The organism is Pseudomonas sp. Larv2_ips, assembly GCF_963879675.1.
GTDB lineage: Bacteria > Pseudomonadota > Gammaproteobacteria > Pseudomonadales > Pseudomonadaceae > Aquipseudomonas.
Genome location: NZ_CAWOAW010000013.1, coordinates 21,932 through 46,983 on the forward strand (window position 1 = coordinate 21,932; position 25,052 = coordinate 46,983).

Genomic DNA, 25,052 nt, shown 5'->3' on the forward strand with positions numbered 1-25,052 from the left:
AAATCCAGCACCGAATTGATGGTGTCGTTGAGCAGCAGGGCGTGCTTGCGGGTGATCAGCCAGCTGTCGCCGTGGGCTTTCAGGCTGTAGGTGGCGCTGCCATAGAACTGCTCCGACATGGCCAGCCGATAGAACAGCGTGTGCCAGTTCAACTTCACTTCCAACAGCCCGCCGGGTTGCTCGGCAATCCGCACGTTATTGATCAGGTGCAAGGTGCGCGGCATTGGCGTGGCCGACGCCGCCTTGCCGGTGCGCAGGCGGAACACGCGGTCTTCCAGGCCCGAACGGTTGGCGTAATAGATCAACGACATCTCGCGCTTGGGGTCGCGGGTGTAGATGTGTTCCGAGTCCCATTGCGGCAGGTGAAACTCACTCTGCGGGTCGAACAACTGCACATACGCGTCCCAGTCCTGGGCGTCGCACAGCTCGGATTTACGGTAGAAAAACTGCTCGATCTGGTACTGCAGTTGCGCATTCATCACTTCACCTCCCGCAGCTTCAGCGCGTGTTGGTCCAGGCCGTTGAGCAGGAAGTACTGCCAGTTGCGGTGCTGGTTGACGTACAGGCCTTCGTGGGTGAACTCGGTGCCGGTCATCGCCGGTTGGATGCCGATGGCTTCGCTGTTCGGCGTAGGCCCGGTCTCCCAGCGATGGCTGCCGCGTGAGATATCGCTCCAGCGTTCCAGGCGGCCCTGGAAACCGCGCTGGGCTTCGCGAAATTCCACCAGGTCATCGGGTGTGCCCATGCCCGACACGTTGAAGAAATCCTCGAACTGGCGGATGCGGTTTTCGCGGTCGGCGTCGGACTCGTTTTTCACCCCCAGGCACTGGCTGATGATTTCGGTCTTGTTCCACGCCACCGGGCGAATAATGCGCAGCTGCGAGCTGATCTGGTCGAGGAAGAACAGGCTCGGGTAGATGTTCAGGTTGCGCAGGCGGTGCATCATCCACTCGGCCTTTTGCTGGCCGTGTTCTTTTACCAGGCGCGGCATGATGGTGGCGTAGCCGGAGCGCACACTTGGGTTGGGCATGTCGCTGAACAACAGGCTGTGGCCATTGTTGAAGGCGAACCAACCGTCGTCGGTGTTGGCGTCGCCGGCGCCGAGTTTGCTGTAGTCCAGCGTGCTGGCAGAGCCGCTGCCGTTTTCGGTGTTCACCTGCTGGCGATGCTGCACCGTGGCCACATAGTTGTAGTGCACGGTGCTGACGTGATAACCGTCCAGGCCGTTTTCGTTCTGCAGTTTCCAGTTGCCGTCGTAGGTGTAGGCGGATTTGCCCGGCAGCACTTCCAGCTCACCGGTGGCGGACTGCGCGACCATCATGTCGAAGAACACTTTGGCGTCGCCGAGGAAGTCCTCCAGGCTGTCGCTGCCATTCACGTCCAGGCTGATAAACACAAAGCCCTTGTAGCTTTCGATGCGGGCTTTCTTCAGGCCGCGCGTGGCCTTGTCGAAGCCTTCCGGGTATTCCCCCGGCGCCTTGACCTTCACCAGCCGGCCATCGCTCTTGTAGCACCAGGCATGGAACGGGCAAGTAAAGGTGGATTGGTTGCCTTTGCCGACGCGCGTCAGCGTGGTGCCGCGGTGCTGGCAGGCGTTGATCAGCGCATTCAGTTGGCCCTCGCCATCGCGGGTGATGATCATCGGCTGGCGCCCGGCGCGCATCGTCACGAAGTCGTGGTTATGGGCCAGCTCGCTTTCGTGGCAGGCGTAGATCCAGTTTTTTTCGAAGATCAGTTCCATCTCCAGGTCGAACAGTTCCGGCTCGGTGAACATGTCCCGGGCGATGCGGAACACGGCGTCCGCCGGGCGAAAATCCAGGCAGCTTTCGATAAACGTTTTCCACTGCTCGACGCTTTTTGCACCACTCATGGGAGGCACCTTTTTTGATAGGGGCTAATCGGTGGTTCATTAGAGGCAGCGCGGCAGGGTGCGGGCTATCCGCTTAATGGGCAGAGATGGGCCGCATAGTTGAGCCGCATAGTTGGGCCATATAGTTGGCGCGCGTCATTGGGCAGCAAATACCCAGTTCGGTGCAGCGAGGTGACGCGATGCGCTACTGTCATACCAAGGGAAAGTCGCAAAAACCTGCGGCTTATCCACATAGTCGATCGTTGCTATCCACCCCGTTGCATTACGACGCGCGTGGCGTAGAACTTGCTGTCGATTGTCAACGACGCGCCGCCAGAGCGCGCAACCGCCTAACCGCCGTGGGTGCACCCTGATGAGTAGCCATACACGCGAAATCCATATTCAACGCTTCGACCTCGAAGGCGCCTGCAGCTGGATGTCCGGCATTTGTGGGCCGCACCGCCTGGCGACGTCGACGCCCGAGCGCCTGCGCTTTCACCACAGCGCCAATGTGTTCAAGTCCCGCGCTACCACCTTGGGCGTGATCGAGTACGGCACGGACGTGACCATCGGCATCGAAGACGCCGAGCACTTCAGCAGCTACAGCCTGAGCCTGCCATTGGTGGGCGAGCAGGAATTGAGCAAGAACGGCGAGCGGCTGAGTTCCAATCGCGACCAGGGCGTGATCCTGTCGCCCAACGAGCATCAGGTGCTGGCGATCTCCGGTGATTGCCGCAAGTTGCAGGTGGTGATCACCCGCGCGGCGATGAGTGAATCCCTGGAAGGCTTGCTGCAACGGCCGATTGAGGCGCCGCTGCGCTTTGAGTCGGTGATGGACGCGGTGGAGGGGGCTTCAGCGTCGTGGTGGCGCATGGCCCGGTATTTCATTGCCGAGCTTGAGCGCAGCAGCGAGTTGTATGAGCAGGCGGCCTTTACGCGTGACTTGGAAAGCTCGTTGATCAAAGGCTTGATCCTTGCCCAGCCGAATAACTATTCAGAAGAGCTGCGCGACGTGCTGGGCGTGAAGCTGCCGCATTACCTGATTCGTGCCCGGCAGTACATCCACGACAACGCCCGCGAAGCGGTGCATCTGGAAGACCTGGAAGCGGCTGCGGGCGTGTCGCGGTTCAAGCTGTTTGATGCATTTCGCAAGTACTTTGCGCTGTCGCCCATGGCGTACTTGAAGAAGTACCGGCTGGGCGCGGTGCGCCAGGAAATCCTTGAGCAGGGCTCTACTCGGACCATTTCCGAGATTGCCCTGGGTTGGGGCTTTACCCATTTAGGGCGGTTTTCGGCGGAGTACCGCAAGCTGTTTGATGAATCGCCTAGCCAGACCCTGCAGCGCAAGCGCCTGCGCAGTCTGTAAACCTGATGAAGATCAGAATGTGGGAGCTGGCTTGCCTGCGATAGCGGTGGTGAATGTTCCACCGCCATCGCAGGCAAGCCAGCTCCCACAGGGGATTTGTGGTGTGCGGGCGCTCTCAGATCAGTTCTTCTACCAGTTGCAAACAATGACTGAGCCCCGGCGACTGGTCATTCACCCGCCGGCTGAGAATGATCGGCGAGGTCGCGGTGGTTTCCACAATCGGCGTGTAGCCGATATCCGCGCGGTGCAGCACCTGCACCGAGGCCGGCACCAGCGTCACGCCCATGCCGGCACCGACCAGGCCGATGGCGGTCTGCAATTCGTTGGTCCACTGCGCCACCTTGAGGCTCAGGCCGTGGGCATCGAACAGTGCGATCACATGATCGGCATAGCTGGGGCGCGGGTTGCCGGGGTAAAGCACAAATGGCTCGGCGGCCAATTGGGCGAGGGTCGCGGGCGCACCCAGCAGCGGGTGGCCGGCGGGCAGTACGGCGACCAGTCGATCCTCCACCAGCACACGCTGGACGATGGCCGGGTCGTCGATGCGAATGCGCCCGAAGCCCACGTCAATGCGGCCGGCTTTCAGCGCTTCGACCTGCTGCAACGTGGTCATCTCCGACAAGCCCAATTCCAGCTCCAGCACCGCGTGGTTGCGCAGCCGCCGAATCAACTCAGGCAGCACGCCGTACAAGGTCGACGGCGCAAAGCCGATGCCCAGCCAGGTCTTTTCGCCCTGGCCAATGCGGCGCGTGGTGTCACACACCTTGCCCAGTTGCTCGAGCAGCACATTGGCGTGTTCATAGAAAAACCGCCCGGCTGCGGTCAGCCGCAGCGGTCGACCACGCTCGAGCAGAATTACCCCCAGTTCGTCTTCCAATTGCTGGATCTGCCGACTCAGCGGCGGCTGGGCGATGTGCAGGCGTTCGGCGGCGCGGGTGAAGTTCAGCGTTTCACCCAGCACCTGGAAATAGCGCAGATGACGCAGTTCCATGGCGGCTCCTTTCATACCTTGAGGGTATTGTGCGAGACCCATTCTATATTGGAAGCCACAAAAAATAGGGCACAGAATCGGCTCAAACCTATAAAGAACCCCACGGGTATAGCCATGCCGATTTGCGCCATCGAGTCGATTGAAACGGTCATCGTCGACCTCCCCACCCTGCGCCCGCACAAGCTGGCCATGCACACGATGCAAAACCAGACGCTGGTGATCATCCGCCTGCGCTGCGCCGACGGCATCGAGGGCATCGGTGAGGCCACCACCATCGGCGGCCTGAGCTACGGCAACGAAAGCCCTGACAGCATCAAGGTCAACATCGACCGCCATTTCGCGCCGCTGTTGATTGGCCAGGACGCGAGCAATATCAATGCGGCGATGTTGCGCCTGGAGCGCAGCATTCGTGGCAACACCTTTGCCAAGTCCGGCATCGAAAGCGCGTTGCTCGATGCGCTGGGCAAACGGCTTGACTTGCCCGTCAGCGAGCTGCTCGGTGGGCGGGTGCGGGATGCCTTGCCGGTGGCCTGGACCCTGGCCAGCGGCAACACCAAACAAGACATTGCCGAAGCGGAAAAGATGCTCGACCTGCGCCGTCACCGCATCTTCAAATTGAAGATCGGCGCCGGTGAGGTTGGCCGCGACCTGGCCCACGTGATCGCGATCAAAAAAGCCCTGGGCGAGCGCGCCAGTGTGCGCGTTGACGTCAACCAGGCGTGGGACGAAGCCGTGGCTTTGCGTGCGTGCAAGGTGCTCGGCGACAACGGCATCGACCTGATCGAACAACCGATTTCGCGCAACAACCGCAGCGGCATGGCTCGGCTGAATCTATCGAGCCCGGTGCCGATCATGGCCGACGAGTCCATCGAGTGCGTCGAGGATGCCTTCAACCTGGCCCGCGAAGGCGCAGCCTCGGTGTTCGCGCTGAAGATCGCCAAGAACGGCGGCCCGCGCGCCGTGTTGCGCACCGCCGCCATCGCCGAAGCCGCCGGTATTGGCCTGTACGGCGGCACCATGCTTGAAGGCGGCATCGGTACCCTGGCCTCGGCGCATGCCTTCCTGACCTTGAACAAACTGGCGTGGGACACCGAACTGTTCGGCCCGCTGCTGCTCACCGAAGACATCCTCACCGAGCCGCCGGTGTACCGCGATTTTGCGCTGCATGTTTCCACTGCACCGGGCCTTGGCCTGGCTATCGATGAAGAGCGTCTGGCGTTCTTCCGTCGTGACAACCACTAAGAGGCGCCTGCCATGTTGTTCCACGTAAAAATGACCGTGAACCTGCCCCTGGACATGAACTCTGAGCGCGCGGCTGGCCTGAAAGCCGAAGAAAAAGCCCTGGCGCAGCGCCTGCAGCAAGAGGGCAAATGGCGCCACCTGTGGCGCATCGCCGGGCATTACGCCAACTACAGCGTGTTCGACGTCGGCAGTGTGCAAGAGCTGCACGACCTGCTGATGCAGCTGCCGCTTTTTCCTTACATGGCCATCGAAGTGAATGCCTTGTGCCGCCACCCTTCGTCGATCCATGAGGACGACCGCTGAGCCTGTTTTGCACCCAATAATGACAAGATGAGGATTGCACCATGTCCATCCGACTTTCCCAGACTGCCCACGCCCAAGCGTTTCTCGAAGAAGCCAGCGGCAACCACAATGACGCTGGCAACCCGCGCGCCAAGGCGCTGATTTACCGGATCCTGCGCGACACGGTGAACATCATCGAAGACCTGGAAGTGACCCCGCAAGAGTTCTGGAAGGCGGTCAACTACCTCAACGAGCTGGGCAAACATCAGGAGGCCGGCTTACTCGCTGCCGGCTTGGGCCTGGAGCATTACCTGGATTTGCTGATGGACGCCGCCGACGAAGAAGCCGGCAAATCCGGCGGCACGCCGCGCACCATCGAAGGCCCGCTGTATGTGGCCGGGGCGCCGCTGAGCCAATACGAGGCGCGGCTGGACGATGGCAAGGACGACGCGGTGCCGCTGTTTATGCGCGGGCAAGTGCGCGGCACCGACGGCAAGCCATTGGCGGGTGCCATTGTGGATGTGTGGCAGGCCAATACCGGTGGCACCTATTCGTGGTTTGACCCGACGCAGTCGGAGTTCAACCTGCGCCGGCGCATCGAGACCGATGCCCAGGGCAACTACCGTTTTCGCAGCATCGTGCCATCCGGCTACGGCTGCCCGCCGACCGGGCCGACTCAACAGCTGCTTGACCAACTGGGTCGCCATGGGCAACGGCCGGCGCATATTCACTTCTTTATCTCGGCGCCGGGGCATCGGCATTTGACCACGCAGATCAACCTGTCGGACGACCCGTACCTGCACGATGACTTTGCCTATGCGACACGCGATGAATTGATTGCTGAGATTCGCTTCAGTGACGATCAACAACTGGCACGGGAGTTTGGGGTGGAAGGGCGCTTTGCGCAGATTGATTTTGACTTTGAGCTGCAACGGGCTGATGCGCCGGTAGAGCAAAAACGCATGCAACGCGTGCGCGCCCTCGAAGACTAAACACGGTTAAAAAATGTGGGAGCTGGCTTGCCTGCGATGGCATCAACTCGGTGTAACTGTTGCACCGAGGTGTTTGCATCGCAGGCAAGCCAGCTCCCACATTTGAATGGAGGCGTTGCGGCTATTTGCGCAGGACCAAGTCCAACACCTCATCCCGATCCTTGATCTTCTGCAACACAATCTCCGAGCGAATATCCATCACCCCCGCCGTGCGGTTCAGGTGGTTCACGATAAAGTCCGAAAAGTGCTTTAAATTTCGCGCCTGCACCCGCAGCACATAATTGCTCGCGCCGGTAATCACGTACGCGCTGGCCACCTCCGGCCAGCCTTGCACCTTTTTGATGAACGTCTCGTGCCAATCCTCCACGTCCTGGCGCAAGGACAGGTGCACGATGGCTTCCAGCTCGATTCCCAGCTGCTCGGCATTCAGCACCGCGCGGTAGCCGCTGATGATTCCCTCGCTCTCCAGCAGGCGCAAACGGCGCAGGCAGGCGGAGGGCGACAGGGCGACTTTTTCGGCCAGTTCCTGGTTGCTGATGCGGCCATCCTGTTGCAGAAAATGCAGGAGGCGCAGGTCGGTGGCGTCGAGAATCATGCTTAGAATAAATCCGCGTGTTTTGGGGTTAAATTCGAATTTCCTACAGCTTAATTAGCCTGTTACCCACCACTTTGCACGAAAATTCTCTAAAGCTTCGTTCATTATTTGCTGCATCTTCACTTATAAAAACCAGGACAGCCCATGACCACCCGAAGCCATTGCCAAGCCCTCGACGCTCAGGACCCGTTGGCGCCACTGCGTCGTCAGTTCGCCTTGCCTGAAGGCGTGATCTACCTCGACGGCAACTCCCTCGGTGCGCGCCCGGTGGCGGCGTTGGAGCGGGCGCAGCAGGTGATCGCCCAAGAGTGGGGCAATGGCTTGATTCGCAGCTGGAACAGCGCCGGCTGGGCAGATCTGTCCCAGCGCCTGGGCAACCGCCTGGCGCCCTTGATTGGCGCGCGCGACGGCGAAGTGGTGATCACCGATACCACCTCCATCAACCTGTTCAAGGTCCTCAGCGCCGCGTTGAGCGTGCAGCGCCAACGCCAGCCGGGCCGTAAGGTGATCGTCAGCGAGGCGAGCAACTTTCCCACCGACCTGTACATTGCCGAAGGCCTGGCCGAGTTGCTGCAGCAGGGTTATTCGTTGCGACTGGTGAACAGCCCCGATGAACTGCCGCAGGCTATCGACCAGGACGTGGCGGTGGTGATGCTCACCCACGTCAACTACAAAACCGGCTACATGTACGACATGCAGGCGCTCACCGCCTTGAGCCACGAATGTGGCGCGCTGAGCATTTGGGACCTGGCGCATTCGGCGGGCGCGGTGCCCATCGACCTGCACAAGGCGCGGGCCGATTATGCGATTGGCTGCACCTACAAATACCTCAATGGCGGGCCGGGTTCCCAGGCGTTTGTGTGGGTCAATCCGCTGCTGGTGGACGTGGTGCGCCAGCCGTTGTCGGGCTGGTTCGGGCATACCCGGCAGTTTGCGATGGAAGCTCAATACGCGCCGAGCGCCGGCATTGCGCGCTATCTGTGCGGCACGCAGCCGATCACTTCGCTGGCCATGGTCGAATGCGGCCTGGAGATTTTTGCCCAGACCGACATGGCCAGCCTGAGGACTAAATCCCTGGCGTTGACTGACCTGTTTATCGCGCTGGTCGAAGCCCGCTGCGCCGCCCACGGCCTGGTGTTGATTACCCCGCGCGAGCACGCCAGGCGCGGCAGCCATGTGAGCTTCGAGCACCCTGAAGGTTACGCGGTGATCCAGGCGCTGATCGCCCGAGGGGTGATTGGTGATTACCGCGAGCCGCGCATCATGCGTTTTGGTTTTACGCCGTTGTACACAAGCTTCACCGAGGTATGGGATGCCGTGGAGATACTCGGCGACATTCTCGACACCGGCACCTGGGACCAGCCGCAGTTCAAGGTCCGCAACAGCGTCACCTGATTCACGCCGATTAAGAATGTGGGAGCGGGCTTGCTCGCGAAGGCGGTGGATCAGCCAGCACGTGTAGTGACTGGCACTGCGCATTCGCGAGCAAGCCCGCTCCCACAGTGGATCTGCGTCTATATCCAAACTGTGCAATCACAATAATAAAGGGGCACACCACGTGACCACACCCGACAACGGTTTTGCAGAGATCACCCACCGCGAACTGGGCCTGCGGCGCCAGCTCACTTCCGGCCAGATGAGCATGATCGCCATCGGTGGCGCCATCGGCACCGGGCTGTTCATGGGCAGCGCCTATGCGATCGGCTATGCCGGGCCCAGCGTGCTGGTGAGCTACGCCATCGGCGCGCTGATCACCTTGCTGTTGATGGGCTGCCTGGCGGAAATGACGGTGGCGCATTCCACCTCGGGCTCATTCGGCGCGTACGCTGAGTTTTATATCAGCCCGCTGGCCGGTTTTTTGGTGCGGTACGCCTACTGGGCCGCGATTGTGCTGGCGGTGGGCGCCGAGGTCACGGCGGTGGCGATGTACATGAAGTACTGGTTCGCCAATGTGCCGGAGTGGGTGTGGATCGTGTCGTTTTCCAGTGTGCTGATCCTGCTCAATGCCATCAGCGTGAAGACCTTCGGCAATTTCGAATACTGGTTCTCGACGATCAAGATCAGCGCCATCGTCGGCTTCATCATCCTGGCGGTGTACGTGGTGTTCGGCTCCGGCAACCCGCAGTACGGCGTGCAGAACTACACCGCCCACGACGGCTTTTTCCCGCATGGCTTGAGCGGCATGTGGATCGCGGTGATCGTGTCGATCTTCAGTTACCTGAGCGTGGAGATGATCGCGGTGGCCGCCGGTGAAGCCGCCGACCCGGAACAGGCAGTGAAGAAAGCCTTTCGCGCGACCATCGTGCGGCTGGTGGTGTTCTACCTGCTGACCCTGGCGCTGATGCTGGCCATCGTGCCGTGGAACCAGGCCGGTCAGACCCAGAGCCCGTTCGTCACGGTGATGCAGACCATCGGCATTCCCGGCGCCACCGGGGTGATGAATTTTGTGATTCTGATCGCCGCGCTGTCGGCGATGAACAGCCAGCTCTACATCACCACGCGCATGATGTTCAGCTTGTCGCGGGCAGGCTTTGCGCCCAGGTCGATGGGCGCCTTGAGCAAGAGCGGCATTCCGCTGAACGCCTTGCTGCTGTCCAGTTCCGGCATTGCCCTGGCGACCTTGCTGAACGTGGTATACCCGCAAAGCTCGTTCACACTGATGATGGCGATCTCGATGTTTGGCGCGATCTTCACCTGGTTCATGATCTTCCTCACGCACCTGTTTTTCCGCCGCTACCGCAAGCGCCATGGCGGGGCGAAGCTGTCGTTTCAGCTGCGCCTGTTTCCCTACAGCACGCTGCTGGGCCTGGTGCTGATGGGCGCGGTGATGATCACCACGTATTTCACCGAGGCGTTCAAGATGACGCTGGTGTTTGGCGTGCCGTTCCTGCTGATTCTGTCGGCGGTGTATTACGGGTTTTTCCGCAAGGGCAGGGCGAGGGCATCGAACAAAGCCTTGGCGTAACCGGGCAATTGTTCGAAGGAGCGCGCGCATAACAGCAGCGTGCGGCGGGCCCACTCTTCGTGCAGCGGTTGGGCTTTGAAGCGGCGCTGCAGCGGCCAGCGCTCCAGTGCCGCTTGGGGCACGATGCCCAGGCCTGCGCCGCCCGCGACCATGCGAATCAACCCATCAAAACCATCGGCGCGGATACGGGTTTGCAGGCGAAAGCCGGCGTGCAGCGCCTGTTCCTCCAAATACACCGCCAGCGCGCTGTTGGCGGCCAGGCCGACGTAGTCGTATTGCAGGCTGTCGATGAAACTCGCCGTCGTCAGCGGATGGTCGAGGGGCATGATCAGTACCAGCGGGTCGTCGCGAAAGGGCAGGGTTTGCAGGCCGTGGGTGTCCACTGCGTCGGAAATGATGCCCAAATCCGCGGTGCCCTGACGCAAGGCTTGGGTGATGCGCAGGCTCGGCAGTTCTTGCAGGTCGATATCGAGATTGGGGTGTTCGCGCAGAAAATCGGCAAGCAATTCGGGCAGGTATTCACTCAGGGCGGTGGTGTTGCACAGCAGGCGCACCTGGCCTTTGACGCCGTTGGCGTATTCGGCGAGGTCTTGTTGCAGGTGTTCGGCTTGTTGCAGCAGCAAGCGCGCGTGGCGGGCCAGCGCTTTGCCCGCTGGCGTCGGTGTGACGCCACGGCGGCCGCGCTCAAGAAATTCGATGCCCAACGACGCTTCCATCGCACGGATGCGCGCACTGGCGGCAGCCAGGGATAAATGGCTGCGCGCCGCGCCGGCGGTGATGTTGCCGGTGTCGAGAATGTGCAGGTAGAGGCGCAGGTCGATCAGGTCAAAGTGCATGGCTGAAGCTCTTCGGTGACTGGGCTTGCTCGCGAAGAGGCCCTCAGCCTCACACAAAACAAGAGGCTGCCTCAGTATATGGCGAATTTTCGACCTCATCGAAATACACCACAATCCTGGCATGACTACCTTCCTGGCGTTCTACCAAAACCTCGGCCCCGCCCTGACCCTATTGGTCATCGGCACTTTCCTGCTGGCCGGCACCGTCAAGGGCGTGATTGGCCTGGGCCTGCCTACCGTGGCCATGGGCATGCTCGGCCTGGCTATGCTTCCGGCGCAGGCTGCGGCATTGCTGATTATTCCGTCGACGGTCACCAACCTGTGGCAACTGGCATTCGGCGGCCACTTGAGCGCGTTGCTCAAACGCCTGTGGCCGATGCTGCTGCTGATTTTCCTCGGCACCGGGCTCGGCACGCTGTGGCTGGGCATGGACGGCGGCCATTGGGTCGTTCGCGCGTTGGGTGGCGCGCTGCTGGTGTATGCGTTGAGTGGGTTGTTCCTGCCCACGTTCAAGGTGCAGCCTCACACCGAGCGCTGGCTGGGACCTCTGTGCGGGCTGATCACCGGCATCATCACCTCGGCCACCGGCGTGTTCGTGATTCCCGCGGTGCCGTATCTTCAAGCCTTGGGCTTGAACCGTGATCAATTGGTACAGGCGCTGGGGCTGTCGTTCACCGTTTCCACGTTGGCGCTGGCGGCGGGGCTGGCGTGGCGTGGCACCCTCGGCGGCGGCGAAATGAATGCCTCCATACTGGCGCTGGTGCCTGCGCTGTTGGGCATGTGGTTGGGCCAGGCACTGCGTCAGCGCATCAGTGCGGTGCTGTTCAAGCGGGTATTTTTTTTCGGCATGGCGCTGCTCGGTGGCCATTTGCTGATCAGCGGTTAAATCAAGAGTACGGCGTTATTCGTGCGTTTTGATCAAATGTATTTTGCCGCACCGCTGCTTATTCCGAGGGTTGAATGTCGATAGCCTGCCGGCAGACATTTCTAACCCTTTGGATTCGCTCCCATGAAAAAAGTACTCCTGCTCAACGGCGGCAAGAAATTCGCCCATTCCGACGGCCGCTATAACGCCACCCTGCATGAAGCCGCCGTGGCGGTGCTGGACCGCGGCGGTATCGACGTCAACGTCACCCACATCGACGAAGGCTACGACGTGGCCGAAGAAGTGGCCAAATTCCTCTGGGCCGATGTGATCATTTACCAGATGCCCGGCTGGTGGATGGGCGCGCCGTGGATCGTCAAAAAGTACATCGACGAAGTCTTCACTGAAGGCCACGGCAGCCTCTACGCCAGCGATGGCCGCACCCGTTCCGACTCGTCGCAAAAGTACGGCAGCGGCGGCCTGATCCAGGGCAAGCAGTACATGTTGTCGCTGACCTGGAACGCGCCGCAGCAAGCCTTCGACGACCCGACCGATTTTTTCGAAGCCAAGGGCGTGGACGCGGTGTACTTCCCGTTCCACAAAGCCAACGAGTTCCTCGGCATGACCGGCCTGCCGACCTTCCTGTGCGTGGACGTGATGAAACGCCCGGCCATCGAGGCGGACGTGGCGCGCTACGAGCAGCATCTGGCGCAGGTGTTTAACCTGTCGGTGTAAGCTGCCACCCACCGATCAAGAAGGACAGCCTGTGAAAGCCCGATCCGATGAGTTACAGATCTTCGTCAGCGTGATTGAGTGCGGTTCGATTTCCGCCGCGGCGGAGCAGGTTGGGCAGACGCCGTCGGCGGTCAGCCGCACCCTGTCGCGCCTGGAAGCCAAGCTCGACACCACGCTGATCAACCGCACCACGCGGCGCATGGACCTGACCGAAGAGGGTAAGTACTTCTTCGAGCAGGCCAAGGTGATCCTGGCGCAGATGGATGACCTGGAAGAGCGCCTGTCGTCGCGCCAGAAAAACCCGGCCGGGCGGCTGCGCATCAACGCCGCCGTGCCTTTCATGCTGCACGGGATCGTGCCTTACATCGCCGAGTTTCGCAGCCTCTACCCGGAAATCCAGCTGGAGCTGAACAGCGATGACTTGATCATCGACCTGCTGGAACAGAGCACCGACATTGCCATCCGTATCGGCGCCCTGGCCGACTCCACGCTGCATGCCCGTTCGTTGGGCTGTACGCCGCTGCATATCCTCGCCAGCCCCGACTACCTCAAGCAGTTCGGCACGCCGACCACGGTGGCCGAGTTGGGGGACCATACATTGCTGGGCTTCACCCAGACCGAAACCCTTAACCATTGGCCGTTGCGCCATGTGGAAGGCGACCGTTGGCTGATCCAGCCGAGCATCGCCGCCTCCAGTGGCGAAACCCTGCGCCAGTTGGCGCTGGAAGGGCAGGGCATTTGCTGCCTGTCGAACTTCATGACGGTCGAAGACATCAATGCCGGGCGGCTGGTGCCGGTGCTGGAGGCGTTTAACAGTGGTTATCGCCAACCGATCCACGCAGTGTTCTATCGCAACTCGCAATTGGCGTTGCGCATCCAGTGTTTTCTGGACTTCATTCAGACCAAGCTGGCGCGGTATGCCTGCTGATTCGTGACCTGTGCGCAAGATTGAATTGGGCAATAGGGTCTTATTCGACAGGGATGAGTCCTCGATACTGGACGCATCACTTACCCAGTCAGGAGCACACTCCATGAATGTATTCGTTACCGGCGCAGCAGGTTTTATCGGCGGCTCCATCGCCACTGGCCTGGTCAAGGCTGGCCACACCGTTACCGGCCTGGTGCGTAGCGCCGAGCAAGCCGCTGAAATGACCGCCCTGGGCATCACCCCCGTGATTGGCACCCTGGATGACGCTGGCATGCTGACCGAGCAGGCCTCGAAGGCCGATGCGGTCATCAACGCCGCCAGCAGCGACCATCGCGCTGCCGTGGAAACCTTGCTGGCCGCCTTGAAAGGTTCGAACAAGCCCTTCCTGCACACCAGCGGTTCGAGCATCGTTGGCGATGCGTCGGGCGGTAAGGCCAGTGATGTCATCTACTTTGAGAACACGCTGCCGGCGCCGACCGTCGACAAGGCTGCACGCGTGGCCATCGACAACCTGATTCTGGCGGCGGCCAAAGACGGCGTGAATTCGGCGGTGATCTGCAACACCCTGATTTACGGCCACAGCCTGGGCGTGAAGCGTGACAGCGTGCAGTTGCCGCGACTGCTCAAACAGGCGCGCAAAAGTGGCGTGGTGCGCCATGTTGGCACCGGGCAGAACATCTGGTCCAACGTGCACATCGAAGACGTGGTGGCGCTGTACCTGCTGGCGCTTGAGAAGAATGTGCCGGGCACCTTCTACTTTGTGGAAAGCGGTGAAGCGGCGTTTGTCGACATGACCACCGCCATCGCCGAAGCGCTGAAGCTGGGCAAGCCGCAGGATTGGCCGTTGGCCGAGGCTGAAGCCGAGTGGGGCTATGAAATGGCCAACTATGGCCTGGGCTCCAACAGCCGCGTACGTGGCAAGCATGCCCGTGAGTTGCTGGGCTGGGCGCCGAAGCGTACGTCGGTGGTGGAGTGGATTCGCAACGAAATGGTGTGATGTTCGCTTAGCACCGCGGTGCTGCCTTCGCGAGCAAGCCCGCTCCCACATTTGACTGCATTCCACTGTTGGAACGCGGTCAAGTGTGGGAGCTGGCTTGCCTGCGATAAAGGCGCCTCGGTCATTTGTTGTTACGCTTTACTGGCCCCACTCCCTGCAATTCCGTACCATTCCCCGCCTTATCCCCCGCAACGCCCTGGTAACTCATGAACCTCACCCGTCTGCGCGCCGATGCCCTGGCCGGCCTCACCACGTCCTTTGCGCTGCTGCCCGAATGCATCGCCTTCGCCCTGGTCGCCCACCTCAACCCGCTGATGGGGCTCTACGGTGCCTTCATCATTTGCACCCTCACCGCGTTATTCGGTGGCCGCCCCGGTATGGTTTCGGGCGCCGCGGGGTCGATGGCGGTGGTGATCGTCGCGCTGGTGGTACAGCACGGCGTGGAGTATTTGCTGGCGACGGTGTTGCTGGGCGGGCTGATCATGGTCGCATTCGGTCTGTTGCGCCTGGGCAAGCTGGTGCGCATGGTGCCGCACCCGGTGATGCTCGGTTTCGTCAACGGCCTGGCGATCATCATCGCGCTGGCGCAATTGGAGCATTTCAAAAGCGGTGAAAGCTGGCTCAGCGGCGAGCCGTTATACGTAATGATCGGCCTGGTGGCGGTGACCATGGCGATTGTCTACTTGCTGCCGCGCCTGACGCGCGCTGTGCCGCCCGCGCTGGTGGCGATCCTCGGCGTCGGTTTGGCGGTGTACCTGCTCGGCTTGCCGACGCGCACCCTCGGCGATATGGCCCACATCGCCGGTGGCCTGCCGACCTTCGCGCTGCCGCAAATCCCCTGGACCCTGGAAACCCTGGGCATCATCGCGCCCTATGCGTTCCTGATGGCGATGGTCGGCCTGCTGGAAACCCTGCTGACCTTGAACCTCACCGACGAAATCACCGAGACCCGTGGCTACCCTGACCGCGAAAGCGTGGCCCTGGGCGCGGCGAATATGGTCTCGGGCCTGTTCGGCGGCATGGGCGGTTGCGCGATGATCGGGCAAACCGTGATCAATTTGAGCTCCGGCGGGCGCGGGCGTTTCTCCGGGGTGTTTGCCGGGGTGATGATCCTGTTGTTCATTTTGTTTCTGTCGCCGCTGATCGAGCGGATTCCGCTGGCGGCGCTGGTGGGCGTGATGTTTGTGGTGTCGCAGCAGACCTTTGCCTGGGCGTCGTTGCGGGTGATCAACAAAGTGCCGGTCAATGATGTGCTGGTGATTCTGGCGGTGACGGTGATTACGGTGTTTACCGACCTGGCCACGGCCGTGCTGTGCGGCATTGTGATTGCGGCGCTGAACTTCGCCTGGCAACAGGCGCGCGAGCTGTATGCCGATGAACATCTGGAAGCCGACGGCAGCAAGCTGTACCGCCTGCATGGCACGTTGTTCTTTGCCTCGACCACGCCGTTTCTGAACCAGTTCGACCCGGCCAACGATCCGGCTCAGGTGACGCTGGATTGTCGTCACCTGAGCGTTGTCGACTACTCGGCGATTGCCGCGCTGATGACCTTGCGAGCACGCTACCGCAAGGCCGGCAAACATCTGCGGGTGCTGCATTTGTCCGAGCGCTGCAAGAAGCTGTTAAAGCGTGCGCGCGTTCATCATGAGTAACTGATCACGGCCCGACCAGGTCTTCGAGCTCCTGCGCGCGCGTCTGGGTCATGTCCAGCACGCAGCCGGAGCCGTTGACCTGGTCGATGGTGCCGCCCGTGGCACTGCCGGCGAAGGCGCAATTGGCGTCACGGTATTTGAGCCACAGGCGCTGCACGTCCTGGAGCTTCTGCTTGCGGTCGCCTTCCTGGGCGGCCAGGGCGGTTTTATAGGCTTTGTTCAGGCGATCGTCCTGAACCTTGGTTTCCTTGACGTTGCAATTGACCATGTCGACGGTGGTGTTGGCGCTGTCCATGCATTTTTTCAGCGCCGCATTCTCGGCGGCCGAGGCGCTGGTGCAGAACGCCAGCAACAGCGCGCTGGCGGCGAAAGGAACAAGCAGGGTCTTGCGATTCATTGTCGGGATTCCTGATCGACGGTAGGGCTGCCCTCTCAGACTCGGCCCTGATGGTTGAGTTTCGGCGCGGCAAAAACTTCATGTAAGAACACCCCTCGGATTTTCATCGGCTGGCGCTGGGCATGTCCCCAAGCGACAGCACTTATCCGTGGGCGAAAATTACTTTCATAAAAATTGAAAATTTAATCGAGGAATGATTTATGAGTTTCACAACCAATTCGACGTGACCCTTTCCAAGGAGTACCGCATGGCCGCACCACTGGGCTTGGGGCTGTTGGCATACGCTGCCATCGCCATCATTGCATTGATCGTGCTGATCGCACGTTACCGACTCAACCCGTTTATCGTCATCACCTTGGTGTCCATCGGCCTGGCGCTGATGGCCGGCATGCCGGCAGACACGATCATGGGCTCGTACGAGGCGGGCGTGGGTAAAACCCTGGGGCACATTGCCCTGGTGGTGGCGCTGGGCACCATGCTCGGCAAGATGATGGCCGAGTCCGGCGGCGCCGAGCAGGTGGCGCGCACGCTGATCAACCGCTTCGGCGAGCGCAATGCGCATTGGGCGATGGTGTGCATCGCGTTCCTGGTGGGGCTGCCGCTGTTTTTCGAGGTCGGTTTTGTGTTGCTGGTGCCGATCGCCTTTACCGTGGCGCGGCGCGTTGGGGTGTCGATCCTGATGGTCGGCTTGCCGATGGTCGCCGGTTTGTCGGTGGTGCATGCGCTGGTGCCGCCACACCCGGCGGCGATGATGGCGGTGCTGGCGTATAACGCCTCGGTTGGGCAGACCGTGCTGTACGCAATTTTGATCGGTATTCCCACGGCCATCATCGCCGGCCCGCTGTACGCGAAGTTCATCGTGCCGCGCATTCACTTGCCGGCGCAGAACCCACTGGAACGCCAGTTTATCGAGCGCGAGCCGCGCACCCGTCTGCCGAGCTTTACGTTGACCATGGGCACCATCCTGTTGCCGGTGGTGCTGATGATGATCGGCGGCTGGGCCAATGTGATTTCCACCCCCGGCACTGGCTTTAACCAATTCCTGCTGTTTATCGGCAACTCGGTGATTGCGCTGTTGGTAGCGACCTTGGTGAGCTTCTGGACCTTGGGCCTGGCCCAGGGTTTCAACCGCGAGGCGATCCTCAAGTTCACCAATGAATGCCTGGCACCGACCGCCAGCATCACCTTGCTGGTGGGCGCGGGCGGCGGCTTGAACCGCATTTTGGTGGACGCGGGCGTCACCAACGAAATTCTCGGCCTGGCCCACGCCTTCCATCTGTCGCCGCTGGTGATGGGCTGGTTGTTTGCTGCGCTGATGCGCATCGCCACCGGTTCGGCCACGGTGGCCATGACCACCGCCTCCGGTGTGGTCGCGCCCGTGGCAATGGGGCTGGGTTATCCACACCCTGAATTATTGGTGTTGGCCACCGGCGCGGGTTCGGTGATCTTTTCCCACGTCAACGACGGCGGCTTCTGGCTGATCAAGGAATACTTCAATATGACGGTGATCCAGACTTTCAAGACCTGGACCGTGCTGGAGACGTTGATCTCGGTGGTCGCGTTCGGTCTGACTTACGGCCTGTCTCTGGTTCTATGAGCCTTATTGTGTAACCCGGAGCCCCGATGGACATCCTCTACCAGATCCGCGCCCGCCAGGATTCCTTCAGTGCCGGCGAAGGCCGTATCGCCAAGCTGATGCTCGATGACGTGGGCTTTGCCGCGTCGGCCAGCCTGGAGGAGTTGTCCCAACGCGCCGAAGTCAGCACGGCGACCTTGTCGCGATTTGCCCGCAGCGTCGGCTGCCGCGACTTGCGCGATTTACGCTTGCAACTGGCCCAGGCCAGCGGGGTGGGCAGCCGCTTCCTGGACCCGGCGGGGTTGCCGGAGCAGTCGGCGTTCCATCGGCAGATTCTCGGCGATATCGAACTGACCTTGCGTCAGCATCTGTCGGGGTTCAACCAGGCGAGTTTTGTCGATGCCGTCAGCCTGTTGGGCAAGGCGCGGATGATTCACGCCTTTGGCATGGGCGGCCCGTCGAGCCTGTGCAGTGAAGAGTTGCAAGTACGACTGGTGCGCCTGGGTTACCCAATTGCCGCTTGCCGCGACCCGGTGATGATGCGCGTCACCGCCGCGACCTTGGGCCCTGAGCAGGCGCTGATCGTGTGCTCGCTCTCCGGCCTTACGCCCGAGTTGTTGGACGTGGTGAGGCTGGCGCGCAATTACGACGCGCCCATCGTCGCCATCACCCTGGCCGATTCACCGCTGGCGCAGCTGGCGGATGTGTTGTTGCCGCTGCAGCCGGCCGAAACCAGTTTTATCTACAAGCCCACCGCGGCGCGCTACGGAATGCTGTTGGCCATCGACCTGCTCGCCACTGAGCTGGCGCTGGTCATGCCGGACGAAAACCAGGAACGCCTGCGTCGGATCAAGCTGGCCCTGGACGATTATCGCGGCGGCCCCGATAGCCTGCCGCTTGGAGATTGATATGAAGTACGACACGCTGATACGCCAGGCGCTGATCATTGATGGCAGCAACACACCAGGTTATGTCGCCGATGTAGGGCTGCGTGACGGGCGTATCGAGACAATCGGCGATCTGTCGAACGCCCAGGCTGAGCATGAAATTGATGCAGATGGCCGCGTCTTGGCCCCCGGTTTTATCGACGTACACACTCACGATGACACGGTGGTGATCCGCCACCCCCAAATGCTGCCCAAACTCAGCCAGGGCGTGACCACGGTGATTGTCGGCAACTGCGGCATCAGCGCCTCGCCGGTGAGTCTGCGCAGTGATCCGCCGGACCCGATGAACCTGCTGGGCACGCGGGAGGCATTCGCTTACCCGCGGTTTGCCGATTACCGCGCTGCCGTGGAAAGTGCTCACCCTGCGGTCAATGTCGCGGCGTTGATCGGCCATACGGCGCTGCGCAGCAACCATATGGACGACCTGCAGCGCACGGCCACACAGGCTGAAATCGCCGCCATGCGTGTGCAGCTGCGAGCAAGTCTTGAGGCTGGCGCGCTGGGTTTATCCACAGGCCTGGCCTACGCCAGCGCGTTTAATGCCGAGACCGATGAAGTGCTGCAACTCAGTGAAGAACTGACGGCGTTTGGTGCGGTGTACACCACGCATTTGCGCAGCGAATTCGAGCCCGTGCTGGAGGCGATGGACGAAGCGTTTTTGATCGGCCGACACGCCAAGGCACCGGTGATTATTTCCCACCTCAAGTGCGCCGGTGCGGGCAACTGGGGGCGCAGTCCGCAGCTGTTGGCGTCGCTGGAACTGGCGGCGAAAACCCACCCGGTGGGCTGTGATTGTTATCCCTATGCGGCCAGCTCTTCGACGCTGGACCTCAAGCAGGTCACCGACGCATTTCGCATCACCATTACCTGGTCGACGCCACACCCGGAAGTCGGCGGGCGCGACTTGCAGGACATCGCCGCCGAGTGGGACGTTTCGTTGCTGGACGCGGCACGCCGCCTGCAACCGGCGGGTGCGGTGTACTACGGCATGGATGAAGCCGATGTGCGACGCATCCTCGCGCATCCGCTGTCGATGGTCGGGTCGGATGGCTTGCCGGAAGACCCGTTCCCGCATCCACGCTTGTGGGGCGCGTTTCCACGGGTGTTGGGGCATTTCAGCCGCGATGTGGGGTTGTTTCCGCTGCACACGGCGGTGCACAAGATGACCGGGCTGTCGGCGGCGCGCTTTGGCTTGGCCGAGCGTGGGGAAATTCGTCAAGGGTATTGGGCTGACCTGGTGTTGTTCGACCCATTGCGGGTGCGCGACGTGGCGGACTTCAAGGAGCCCCAACGCGCGGCGGAAGGCATTGATGGCGTGTGGATCAACGGCGTGTTGAGCTACAGCGACGGGCAGGCCAATGGTCAGCGGCCAGGGCGGTTTTTGGCGCGCAATGGGGATTTGCGTGGTGGGTTTTCGACTCTATAGTGGGCGCTTTCATACACGGAGCTGTGGTCATGCACTTAGGAAAAGTCACCCCCATTCTGCGGATATTCGACGAAGCCAAAGCATTGGAGTTCTACGTCGACTTCCTCGGGTTCAAGGTCGACTGGCAGCATCGCTTCGAGGCGAATTTCCCGTTGTATCTGCAGGTGTCGTTGGGTGAGTGCGTGCTGCATTTGTCCGAGCATCATGGCGATGCGTCGCCGGGGTCAGCGGTGCGGATTCAGGCGCAAGGCGTGGACGCGTATCAGCAGCAATTGCTGGCCAAGGATTATCGGTATGCCAAGCCTGGCGTTGAAGAAACGCCTTGGGGCTCGCGGGAGATGAGCATCGGCGATCCGTTTGGTAATCGGCTGGTGTTTGTCGAGGAAGGCGAGGGCTGATCGGTCAATTGCAGGCAATAAAAAACCGCCTTAGTAGGGCGGTTTTTTATTGCAAACCCAGTGAGTGGCTGGGGTTGCTGTCTCAAAGGACGCATCGACCCGCGGGTGGATACTACCTGCCAGTCACATCGTCACGCAAGACGGAAAGGATGGTCGGCAGGGAGCGCTTTTCGGACTTCATCCCTGGACAGATTTGATCGCAAAAGCTTGCAATGAATCTATCGATAAATGCTGGATGTTTGACCACTGTTGGCCACACCTCCGGCAGGAATGTTGGTTAGGCTCTTCCTCGTTCTGCGTTTGTCGCTTTTCAGGTGAGCCGGGTATGCGCGCGAATTCTGGACCGACCGCCACGGGCTAGTAATCCGTGCCGGATTGATGCGGAAGGACCACTAGCCCGGCCACCTCAAAGGACGCATTGACCCGCGTCCAAAGGCTCACGTGTTCCGGTAAATGCGCTGGAGGTAAGGCCCAACGCTTGGAGGGCCGAGTATGTCTAAGTTTGCACGACGTACGTGGAACCTCGTAGTGAGTGCCCTGCGTGTTTATCACGTGTGGACATTCCTGCGGGACAGCTTCGATGACCTGTAAGGTCTGAGAAGTGGAGCCGCCTCGGTTTCGGCCGAGGCGGTTTTTTGGTTTTTTAAACCCGGAAGTGACTGACCATCTGCTGCAATTGGCTGCCCAGACGCGCCAGTTCCACGCTCGACTTGGCTGTTTCGTCGCTCGCCGTTGCGGTCTGTTCGGACACATCACGCACGTTCACAATGCTGCGGCTGATCTCTTCGGCCACTGCACTTTGCTGCTCGGCCGCGGCTGCAATCTGCTGGTTCATCGATTGGATGTTCGACACGGTGCGGGTGATGTTTTCCAGCGACACGCCGGCCTTGCGCGTCAGCTCAACGCTGCTGTCGGTGAGGCTGCGGCTGTTGTTCATCACGGTGGCCACTTGCTGAGTGCCGTTCTGCAGGCCGGCGACCAGGCCTTCGATTTCCTCGGTGGATTTCTGCGTGCGCTGGGCCAGGCCACGCACTTCGTCGGCGACCACGGCGAACCCACGACCGGCTTCACCGGCACGCGCCGCTTCAATCGCGGCGTTGAGTGCCAGCAGGTTGGTTTGCTCGGCCACGGCCTTGATCACGTCCATCACGCTGCCGATCTTGTTGCTCTCTTGCTGCAGGTGCGTCATGGCGTCGGTGGAGCGCGCCACTTCAGCCGCCAGGCGTTCGATCTGGGCGATGGCCTCGGCCACCACTTTGTCGCCTGCGCGGGCTTGTCCATCGGCATCGGCGGCGGCCAGGGACGCTTGCTCGGCGTTGCGTGCGACTTCCTGCACGGTGGCCGTCATTTCGTGCATCGCCGTGGCGACTTGATCGGTCTCGATCTTCTGGCTGTTGACGCCGGCACTGGTCTGCTCGGTTACGGCCGACAGTTCTTCGGCGGCGCTGGCGATCTGGGTCACGCCATCGCGAATACCGCTGATCAATTCACGCAGGGTGGTGCCCATGCGCTGGATGCCTTGTTGCAACACGCCGAGCTCGTCACGACGGGTCACCTGGATGTTGTGGCTCAGGTCGCCGGAGGCGATACGCTCCACCACGGCCAGGGTGTCCTGGATCGGGCGAGTGATTTGGCGGGTGATCACCAGTGCAGCAATGATGCCGACCAGCAGGGCGAGCAACGTGCTGATCAGTTGCAGGCTGCGGGCCTGGGTACTTTCGACGTCACGACGGTCCAGTTGAATGTCATACAGTTTGTCGCTGATGGTGACGATATCGGCGCCTTGAGTGGTCATTTCGGCGCGGGCGCTGACGATGTTGGCGTTGGCCGCCTTGTAGCTCTGCACGGCGCTGCGATAGGCGCCCAGGGCGGCTTCCAGCGAGGTCAATGCGCTTTGCTGGCTGGTGCCGAACGCCGCGCTGAGGCCTTTCAAACCGCCGATGGCTTTCTCGATTTGCGCAGCGGCGCGAGCTTCGGTCTCGGCATTGACGGTGTTGGTGTAGCCGCGCACCTCGTAACGGGCCAACTGGAACTCTTCCTTGGCGTGAGTCACGGCCTGGTACTGAGTGAAGCGCTCCGGGCTGTCGGGCATCTGTTGCACGCTGGTATCCAGTGCATCGATCTGTGCGTTGGCGATGTCGGCTTTGTCGCCCATGACCTGGCGCGCGGTGTTGCCATTACGGTAGGCCTCACGCATTTTGTTCAGGGACTGCTGATACGCGGTGATGACGGCCTTCTGCTCGGTGAGCAGCTTGAGGTTTTCCGGGCTCTTGAAGCTGTCCAGCAGTTTCTGTTGCTGTGCGGCGAAGGCGTCGAGACTGGTCTGTACGTTCTGTGCCACGGCTTCGTCGCCGTTGGCCAGCATGTATTGCAGGCGCACGATGCGCAGCTTGGTCAACGAGGCATTGAGCTGGGTGATGTCGCTCATCCAGTTGCTGCGGTCGATCAGGCCGCCCAGGCTGGTCCAGCCGGTCAGTGCCAGGATCGACGTGAGGACCAGCACCAGGCCGAAGCCCAGGCCGAGTTTGAGGTTGACGCTGATGTTGCCGAACCAGCTATTCATCGAATGCTCCGCAAGAATGATGTGTGTCTGCTGGACGGTGTTTTTTGTTTGAGCCAGCCAAAGTGTGTAGGGCTGTATCGGCGAAGGCGGGGGATTCTGAAATGTTTTTAATCTGGGTGCGACGAAGTGTCGCCATCGCCGCGGAGCAATCCATTCCCTGCCGGCCCTCAGAGGCCGGGGATGGGGGGCTCATCATCGGCCGGTCTTGTGTGCTAGTCTGCTGGCCCTTTTAGTTCAGGGCCGCCACGCAAAAAAGCGTTTTTCGTAATGGCCCTACAGCGGAGCCTCTTCATGTCCGAAGTTAATCTGTCCACCGACGAAACCCGCGTCAGCTACGGTATCGGCCGTCAGTTGGGCGACCAACTGCGCGACAACCCGCCACCGGGCGTGAGCATCGACGCCATCCTGGCTGGCCTGACCGACGCGTTCGCAGGCAAACCAAGCCGTGTTGACCAAGAGCAAATGGCGGCCAGCTTCAAAGTTATCCGTGAAATCATGCAAGCCGAAGCGGCTGCCAAGGCCGAAGCCGCGGCTGGCGCTGGCCTGGCGTTCCTGGCTGAAAACGCCAAGCGTGATGGCATCACTACCCTGGCTTCCGGCCTGCAATTTGAAGTATTGACTGCCGGTACAGGCGCCAAGCCGACCCGTGAAGACCAAGTGCGTACTCACTACCACGGCACGCTGATCGACGGCACTGTGTTCGACAGCTCTTACGAGCGCGGCCAGCCTGCAGAATTCCCGGTTGGCGGCGTGATCGCCGGCTGGACCGAAGCCCTGCAATTGATGAATGCCGGCAGCAAATGGCGTCTGTACGTGCCGAGCGAACTGGCTTACGGCGCTCAAGGCGTTGGCAGCATCCCGCCGCACAGCGTTCTGGTGTTCGACGTCGAGCTGCTCGACGTTCTGTAAGACCTGATAGCACTGGCATTGGCTTTATGTGGGAGCCGGGCTTGCCCGCCATGCGACGACTCGGTCTGACGTCTTACCGAGTTGAGGCTATCGCAGGCAAGCCAGCTTCCACATGGGGCCTGTGTGTTGGCTCGCTCATGGATGGAACTTGCCATTGAGCTCCGTCGCCGGGCGCAACGCTCGGGCATAGCAGAACAGAAACAGATTACGCACCACTTCCTTCAGCACCCCAGGTTCACTGGAACTCAGGCCATTCACGTCCAGGTCGCCCTGGTCCTGCAGTTCATTCAGTGCTTCTTCTTCCAGCACTGCACAGACTTCTCCGGTTTCCCGATGCAGGATTCGCAGGTAGGGGTGTGGGCGGTCCAGCCAGGCATCTATCAAATAAGTCATGAGTCATTCTCCTTGATGGGTTTCAATGAGAATAATTCTTATTCGTAGAATAGCAAGTGCCTATTGGCGGTTTCCTGGTTTTTCTGTGTGGATATTGCGCGTGATCAACGCTGAGGGCGAAACGCCATCCCGCGGCGGGCGCGGGATG

At 61.0% G+C, this 25,052-nt stretch carries 24 protein-coding genes and 1 pseudogene; 16 read left to right on the forward strand and 9 right to left on the reverse strand.

What is annotated here, in order from left to right; all coding sequences use genetic code 11:
• Nucleotides 1-479: anthranilate 1,2-dioxygenase small subunit (gene antB, locus AACV02_RS04510; RefSeq protein WP_119736678.1), on the reverse strand; the 479-nt coding region annotated here is incomplete at its 3' end.
• Complete coding sequence (antA, locus tag AACV02_RS04515; RefSeq protein ID WP_119736681.1) at nucleotides 479-1,870, reverse strand: anthranilate 1,2-dioxygenase large subunit; 1,392 nt, start codon at nucleotides 1,868-1,870, stop codon at nucleotides 479-481. The genes antB and antA, both read right to left, overlap by 1 nt.
• Nucleotides 1,871-2,222: 352 nt before the next feature.
• Between antA and AACV02_RS04520 the strand changes: the two genes are divergently transcribed.
• Nucleotides 2,223-3,215 carry an AraC family transcriptional regulator gene (locus AACV02_RS04520; protein ID WP_106578182.1) on the forward strand — a complete coding sequence of 331 codons (993 nt, stop codon included), beginning with the start codon at nucleotides 2,223-2,225 and terminating at the stop codon, nucleotides 3,213-3,215.
• A 115-nt stretch (nucleotides 3,216-3,330) separates the two neighbouring features.
• Here AACV02_RS04520 and AACV02_RS04525 read toward each other — a convergent pair whose 3' ends face one another.
• Nucleotides 3,331-4,206 carry a LysR family transcriptional regulator gene (locus tag AACV02_RS04525; RefSeq protein WP_119736683.1) on the reverse strand — a complete coding sequence of 292 codons (876 nt, stop codon included), beginning with the start codon at nucleotides 4,204-4,206 and terminating at the stop codon, nucleotides 3,331-3,333.
• Nucleotides 4,207-4,320: 114 nt separating this feature from the next.
• Here AACV02_RS04525 and AACV02_RS04530 point away from each other — a divergent pair, with 114 nt between their 5' ends.
• Genes AACV02_RS04530 through catA form a run of 3 tightly spaced genes read left to right on the forward strand, consistent with a single transcriptional unit; the run spans nucleotide 4,321 to nucleotide 6,722 of the window.
• On the forward strand, nucleotides 4,321-5,448 hold the full coding sequence (locus AACV02_RS04530) for a muconate cycloisomerase family protein (RefSeq protein ID WP_119736685.1): 1,128 nt from the start codon (nucleotides 4,321-4,323) through the stop codon (nucleotides 5,446-5,448).
• Nucleotides 5,449-5,460: 12 nt separating this feature from the next.
• Entirely contained in the window at nucleotides 5,461-5,751 is a 291-nt protein-coding gene (gene catC, locus AACV02_RS04535) for a muconolactone Delta-isomerase (RefSeq protein WP_119736687.1), read from the forward strand.
• Between the two features lie 41 nt (nucleotides 5,752-5,792).
• The gene (gene catA, locus AACV02_RS04540; RefSeq protein ID WP_119736689.1) at nucleotides 5,793-6,722 is read left to right on the forward strand and encodes a catechol 1,2-dioxygenase; all 930 of its coding nucleotides are present in this window, start codon (nucleotides 5,793-5,795) and stop codon (nucleotides 6,720-6,722) included.
• Between the two features lie 121 nt (nucleotides 6,723-6,843).
• Here the strand turns inward: catA and AACV02_RS04545 are convergent, their stop codons facing one another.
• The gene (locus tag AACV02_RS04545) at nucleotides 6,844-7,317 is read right to left on the reverse strand and encodes an Lrp/AsnC family transcriptional regulator (protein ID WP_003194103.1); all 474 of its coding nucleotides are present in this window, start codon (nucleotides 7,315-7,317) and stop codon (nucleotides 6,844-6,846) included.
• A gap of 144 nt (nucleotides 7,318-7,461) precedes the next feature.
• Here AACV02_RS04545 and kynU point away from each other — a divergent pair, with 144 nt between their 5' ends.
• Complete coding sequence (gene kynU / locus AACV02_RS04550; protein ID WP_119736691.1) at nucleotides 7,462-8,712, forward strand: kynureninase; 1,251 nt, start codon at nucleotides 7,462-7,464, stop codon at nucleotides 8,710-8,712.
• A gap of 163 nt (nucleotides 8,713-8,875) precedes the next feature.
• A complete protein-coding gene (locus AACV02_RS04555; RefSeq protein ID WP_119736693.1) occupies nucleotides 8,876-10,282 on the forward strand; it encodes an amino acid permease in 1,407 nt (468 codons plus the stop codon).
• Here the strand turns inward: AACV02_RS04555 and AACV02_RS04560 are convergent.
• The gene (locus tag AACV02_RS04560) at nucleotides 10,228-11,118 is read right to left on the reverse strand and encodes a LysR substrate-binding domain-containing protein (protein WP_106578189.1); all 891 of its coding nucleotides are present in this window, start codon (nucleotides 11,116-11,118) and stop codon (nucleotides 10,228-10,230) included. The genes AACV02_RS04555 and AACV02_RS04560 overlap by 55 nt on opposite strands.
• 121 nt (nucleotides 11,119-11,239) lie before the next feature.
• On the opposite strand from AACV02_RS04560, the gene AACV02_RS04565 reads away from it, so the two are divergent.
• The 5 genes from AACV02_RS04565 (at nucleotide 11,240) to AACV02_RS04585 (ending at nucleotide 16,295) form a co-directional block, all read left to right on the forward strand.
• Nucleotides 11,240-12,004, forward strand: coding sequence for a sulfite exporter TauE/SafE family protein (locus tag AACV02_RS04565; protein ID WP_119736695.1), 765 nt, complete (start codon nucleotides 11,240-11,242; stop codon nucleotides 12,002-12,004).
• 123 nt (nucleotides 12,005-12,127) lie between these two features.
• Nucleotides 12,128-12,718: an NAD(P)H-dependent oxidoreductase gene (locus tag AACV02_RS04570; RefSeq protein WP_106578191.1), complete on the forward strand. Its 591-nt coding sequence runs from the start codon at nucleotides 12,128-12,130 to the stop codon at nucleotides 12,716-12,718.
• 31 nt (nucleotides 12,719-12,749) lie between these two features.
• Nucleotides 12,750-13,646, forward strand: a complete 897-nt coding sequence (locus tag AACV02_RS04575; RefSeq protein WP_119736697.1) for a LysR family transcriptional regulator — start codon at nucleotides 12,750-12,752, stop codon at nucleotides 13,644-13,646.
• A 103-nt stretch (nucleotides 13,647-13,749) separates the two neighbouring features.
• Nucleotides 13,750-14,643, forward strand: a complete 894-nt coding sequence (locus tag AACV02_RS04580; protein ID WP_119736699.1) for an NAD-dependent epimerase/dehydratase family protein — start codon at nucleotides 13,750-13,752, stop codon at nucleotides 14,641-14,643.
• A gap of 206 nt (nucleotides 14,644-14,849) precedes the next feature.
• Nucleotides 14,850-16,295, forward strand: coding sequence for a SulP family inorganic anion transporter (locus AACV02_RS04585; protein WP_119736701.1), 1,446 nt, complete (start codon nucleotides 14,850-14,852; stop codon nucleotides 16,293-16,295).
• Between the two features lie 4 nt (nucleotides 16,296-16,299).
• On the opposite strand, the gene AACV02_RS04590 is transcribed toward AACV02_RS04585, so the two are convergent.
• Complete coding sequence (locus AACV02_RS04590) at nucleotides 16,300-16,692, reverse strand: lysozyme inhibitor LprI family protein (RefSeq protein ID WP_106578196.1); 393 nt, start codon at nucleotides 16,690-16,692, stop codon at nucleotides 16,300-16,302.
• Nucleotides 16,693-16,939: 247 nt separating this feature from the next.
• Here AACV02_RS04590 and AACV02_RS04595 point away from each other — a divergent pair, with 247 nt between their 5' ends.
• The 4 genes from AACV02_RS04595 to AACV02_RS04610 are packed head-to-tail and all read left to right on the forward strand — an operon-like array spanning nucleotide 16,940 to nucleotide 21,039.
• Nucleotides 16,940-18,289 carry a GntT/GntP/DsdX family permease gene (locus tag AACV02_RS04595; RefSeq protein WP_242201127.1) on the forward strand — a complete coding sequence of 450 codons (1,350 nt, stop codon included), beginning with the start codon at nucleotides 16,940-16,942 and terminating at the stop codon, nucleotides 18,287-18,289.
• A 26-nt stretch (nucleotides 18,290-18,315) separates the two neighbouring features.
• Nucleotides 18,316-19,176, forward strand: coding sequence for a MurR/RpiR family transcriptional regulator (locus tag AACV02_RS04600; RefSeq protein ID WP_119736703.1), 861 nt, complete (start codon nucleotides 18,316-18,318; stop codon nucleotides 19,174-19,176).
• 1 nt (nucleotide 19,177) lies between these two features.
• Complete coding sequence (locus AACV02_RS04605) at nucleotides 19,178-20,641, forward strand: N-acyl-D-amino-acid deacylase family protein (protein ID WP_119736705.1); 1,464 nt, start codon at nucleotides 19,178-19,180, stop codon at nucleotides 20,639-20,641.
• Between the two features lie 29 nt (nucleotides 20,642-20,670).
• Entirely contained in the window at nucleotides 20,671-21,039 is a 369-nt protein-coding gene (locus AACV02_RS04610) for a glyoxalase superfamily protein (protein ID WP_106578200.1), read from the forward strand.
• Between the two features lie 643 nt (nucleotides 21,040-21,682).
• Here AACV02_RS04610 and AACV02_RS30850 read toward each other — a convergent pair.
• The gene (locus AACV02_RS30850) at nucleotides 21,683-22,546 is read right to left on the reverse strand and encodes a methyl-accepting chemotaxis protein (RefSeq protein WP_371317720.1); all 864 of its coding nucleotides are present in this window, start codon (nucleotides 22,544-22,546) and stop codon (nucleotides 21,683-21,685) included.
• A gap of 39 nt (nucleotides 22,547-22,585) precedes the next feature.
• Nucleotides 22,586-23,602: pseudogene (locus AACV02_RS30855) on the reverse strand (methyl-accepting chemotaxis protein); the annotation flags it as partial.
• A 291-nt stretch (nucleotides 23,603-23,893) separates the two neighbouring features.
• Here AACV02_RS30855 and AACV02_RS04620 point away from each other — a divergent pair.
• Nucleotides 23,894-24,511, forward strand: a complete 618-nt coding sequence (locus tag AACV02_RS04620; protein ID WP_106578202.1) for an FKBP-type peptidyl-prolyl cis-trans isomerase — start codon at nucleotides 23,894-23,896, stop codon at nucleotides 24,509-24,511.
• 135 nt (nucleotides 24,512-24,646) lie between these two features.
• On the opposite strand, the gene AACV02_RS04625 is transcribed toward AACV02_RS04620, so the two are convergent.
• Nucleotides 24,647-24,904, reverse strand: coding sequence for a PA4570 family protein (locus AACV02_RS04625; protein WP_003194088.1), 258 nt, complete (start codon nucleotides 24,902-24,904; stop codon nucleotides 24,647-24,649).
• Nucleotides 24,905-25,052 lie beyond the last annotated feature (148 nt).

Bases quoted from the DNA above. Each gene is read 5' to 3' on its own strand.
- antA (WP_119736681.1), bottom strand. From the start codon at position 1,870: ATGAGTGGTGCAAAAAGCGTCGAGCAGTGGAAAACGTTTATCGAAAGC.
- AACV02_RS04520 (WP_106578182.1), top strand. From the start codon at position 2,223: ATGAGTAGCCATACACGCGAAATCCATATTCAACGCTTCGACCTCGAA.
- AACV02_RS04525 (WP_119736683.1), bottom strand. From the start codon at position 4,206: ATGGAACTGCGTCATCTGCGCTATTTCCAGGTGCTGGGTGAAACGCTG.
- AACV02_RS04530 (WP_119736685.1), top strand. From the start codon at position 4,321: ATGCCGATTTGCGCCATCGAGTCGATTGAAACGGTCATCGTCGACCTC.
- catC (WP_119736687.1), top strand. From the start codon at position 5,461: ATGTTGTTCCACGTAAAAATGACCGTGAACCTGCCCCTGGACATGAAC.
- catA (WP_119736689.1), top strand. From the start codon at position 5,793: ATGTCCATCCGACTTTCCCAGACTGCCCACGCCCAAGCGTTTCTCGAA.
- AACV02_RS04545 (WP_003194103.1), bottom strand. From the start codon at position 7,317: ATGATTCTCGACGCCACCGACCTGCGCCTCCTGCATTTTCTGCAACAG.
- kynU (WP_119736691.1), top strand. From the start codon at position 7,462: ATGACCACCCGAAGCCATTGCCAAGCCCTCGACGCTCAGGACCCGTTG.
- AACV02_RS04560 (WP_106578189.1), bottom strand. From the start codon at position 11,118: ATGCACTTTGACCTGATCGACCTGCGCCTCTACCTGCACATTCTCGAC.
- AACV02_RS04565 (WP_119736695.1), top strand. From the start codon at position 11,240: ATGACTACCTTCCTGGCGTTCTACCAAAACCTCGGCCCCGCCCTGACC.
- AACV02_RS04570 (WP_106578191.1), top strand. From the start codon at position 12,128: ATGAAAAAAGTACTCCTGCTCAACGGCGGCAAGAAATTCGCCCATTCC.
- AACV02_RS04580 (WP_119736699.1), top strand. From the start codon at position 13,750: ATGAATGTATTCGTTACCGGCGCAGCAGGTTTTATCGGCGGCTCCATC.
- AACV02_RS04585 (WP_119736701.1), top strand. From the start codon at position 14,850: ATGAACCTCACCCGTCTGCGCGCCGATGCCCTGGCCGGCCTCACCACG.
- AACV02_RS04590 (WP_106578196.1), bottom strand. From the start codon at position 16,692: ATGAATCGCAAGACCCTGCTTGTTCCTTTCGCCGCCAGCGCGCTGTTG.
- AACV02_RS04595 (WP_242201127.1), top strand. From the start codon at position 16,940: ATGGCCGCACCACTGGGCTTGGGGCTGTTGGCATACGCTGCCATCGCC.
- AACV02_RS04600 (WP_119736703.1), top strand. From the start codon at position 18,316: ATGGACATCCTCTACCAGATCCGCGCCCGCCAGGATTCCTTCAGTGCC.
- AACV02_RS04605 (WP_119736705.1), top strand. From the start codon at position 19,178: ATGAAGTACGACACGCTGATACGCCAGGCGCTGATCATTGATGGCAGC.
- AACV02_RS04610 (WP_106578200.1), top strand. From the start codon at position 20,671: ATGCACTTAGGAAAAGTCACCCCCATTCTGCGGATATTCGACGAAGCC.
- AACV02_RS30850 (WP_371317720.1), bottom strand. From the start codon at position 22,546: ATGGGCACCACCCTGCGTGAATTGATCAGCGGTATTCGCGATGGCGTG.
- AACV02_RS04620 (WP_106578202.1), top strand. From the start codon at position 23,894: ATGTCCGAAGTTAATCTGTCCACCGACGAAACCCGCGTCAGCTACGGT.
- AACV02_RS04625 (WP_003194088.1), bottom strand. From the start codon at position 24,904: ATGACTTATTTGATAGATGCCTGGCTGGACCGCCCACACCCCTACCTG.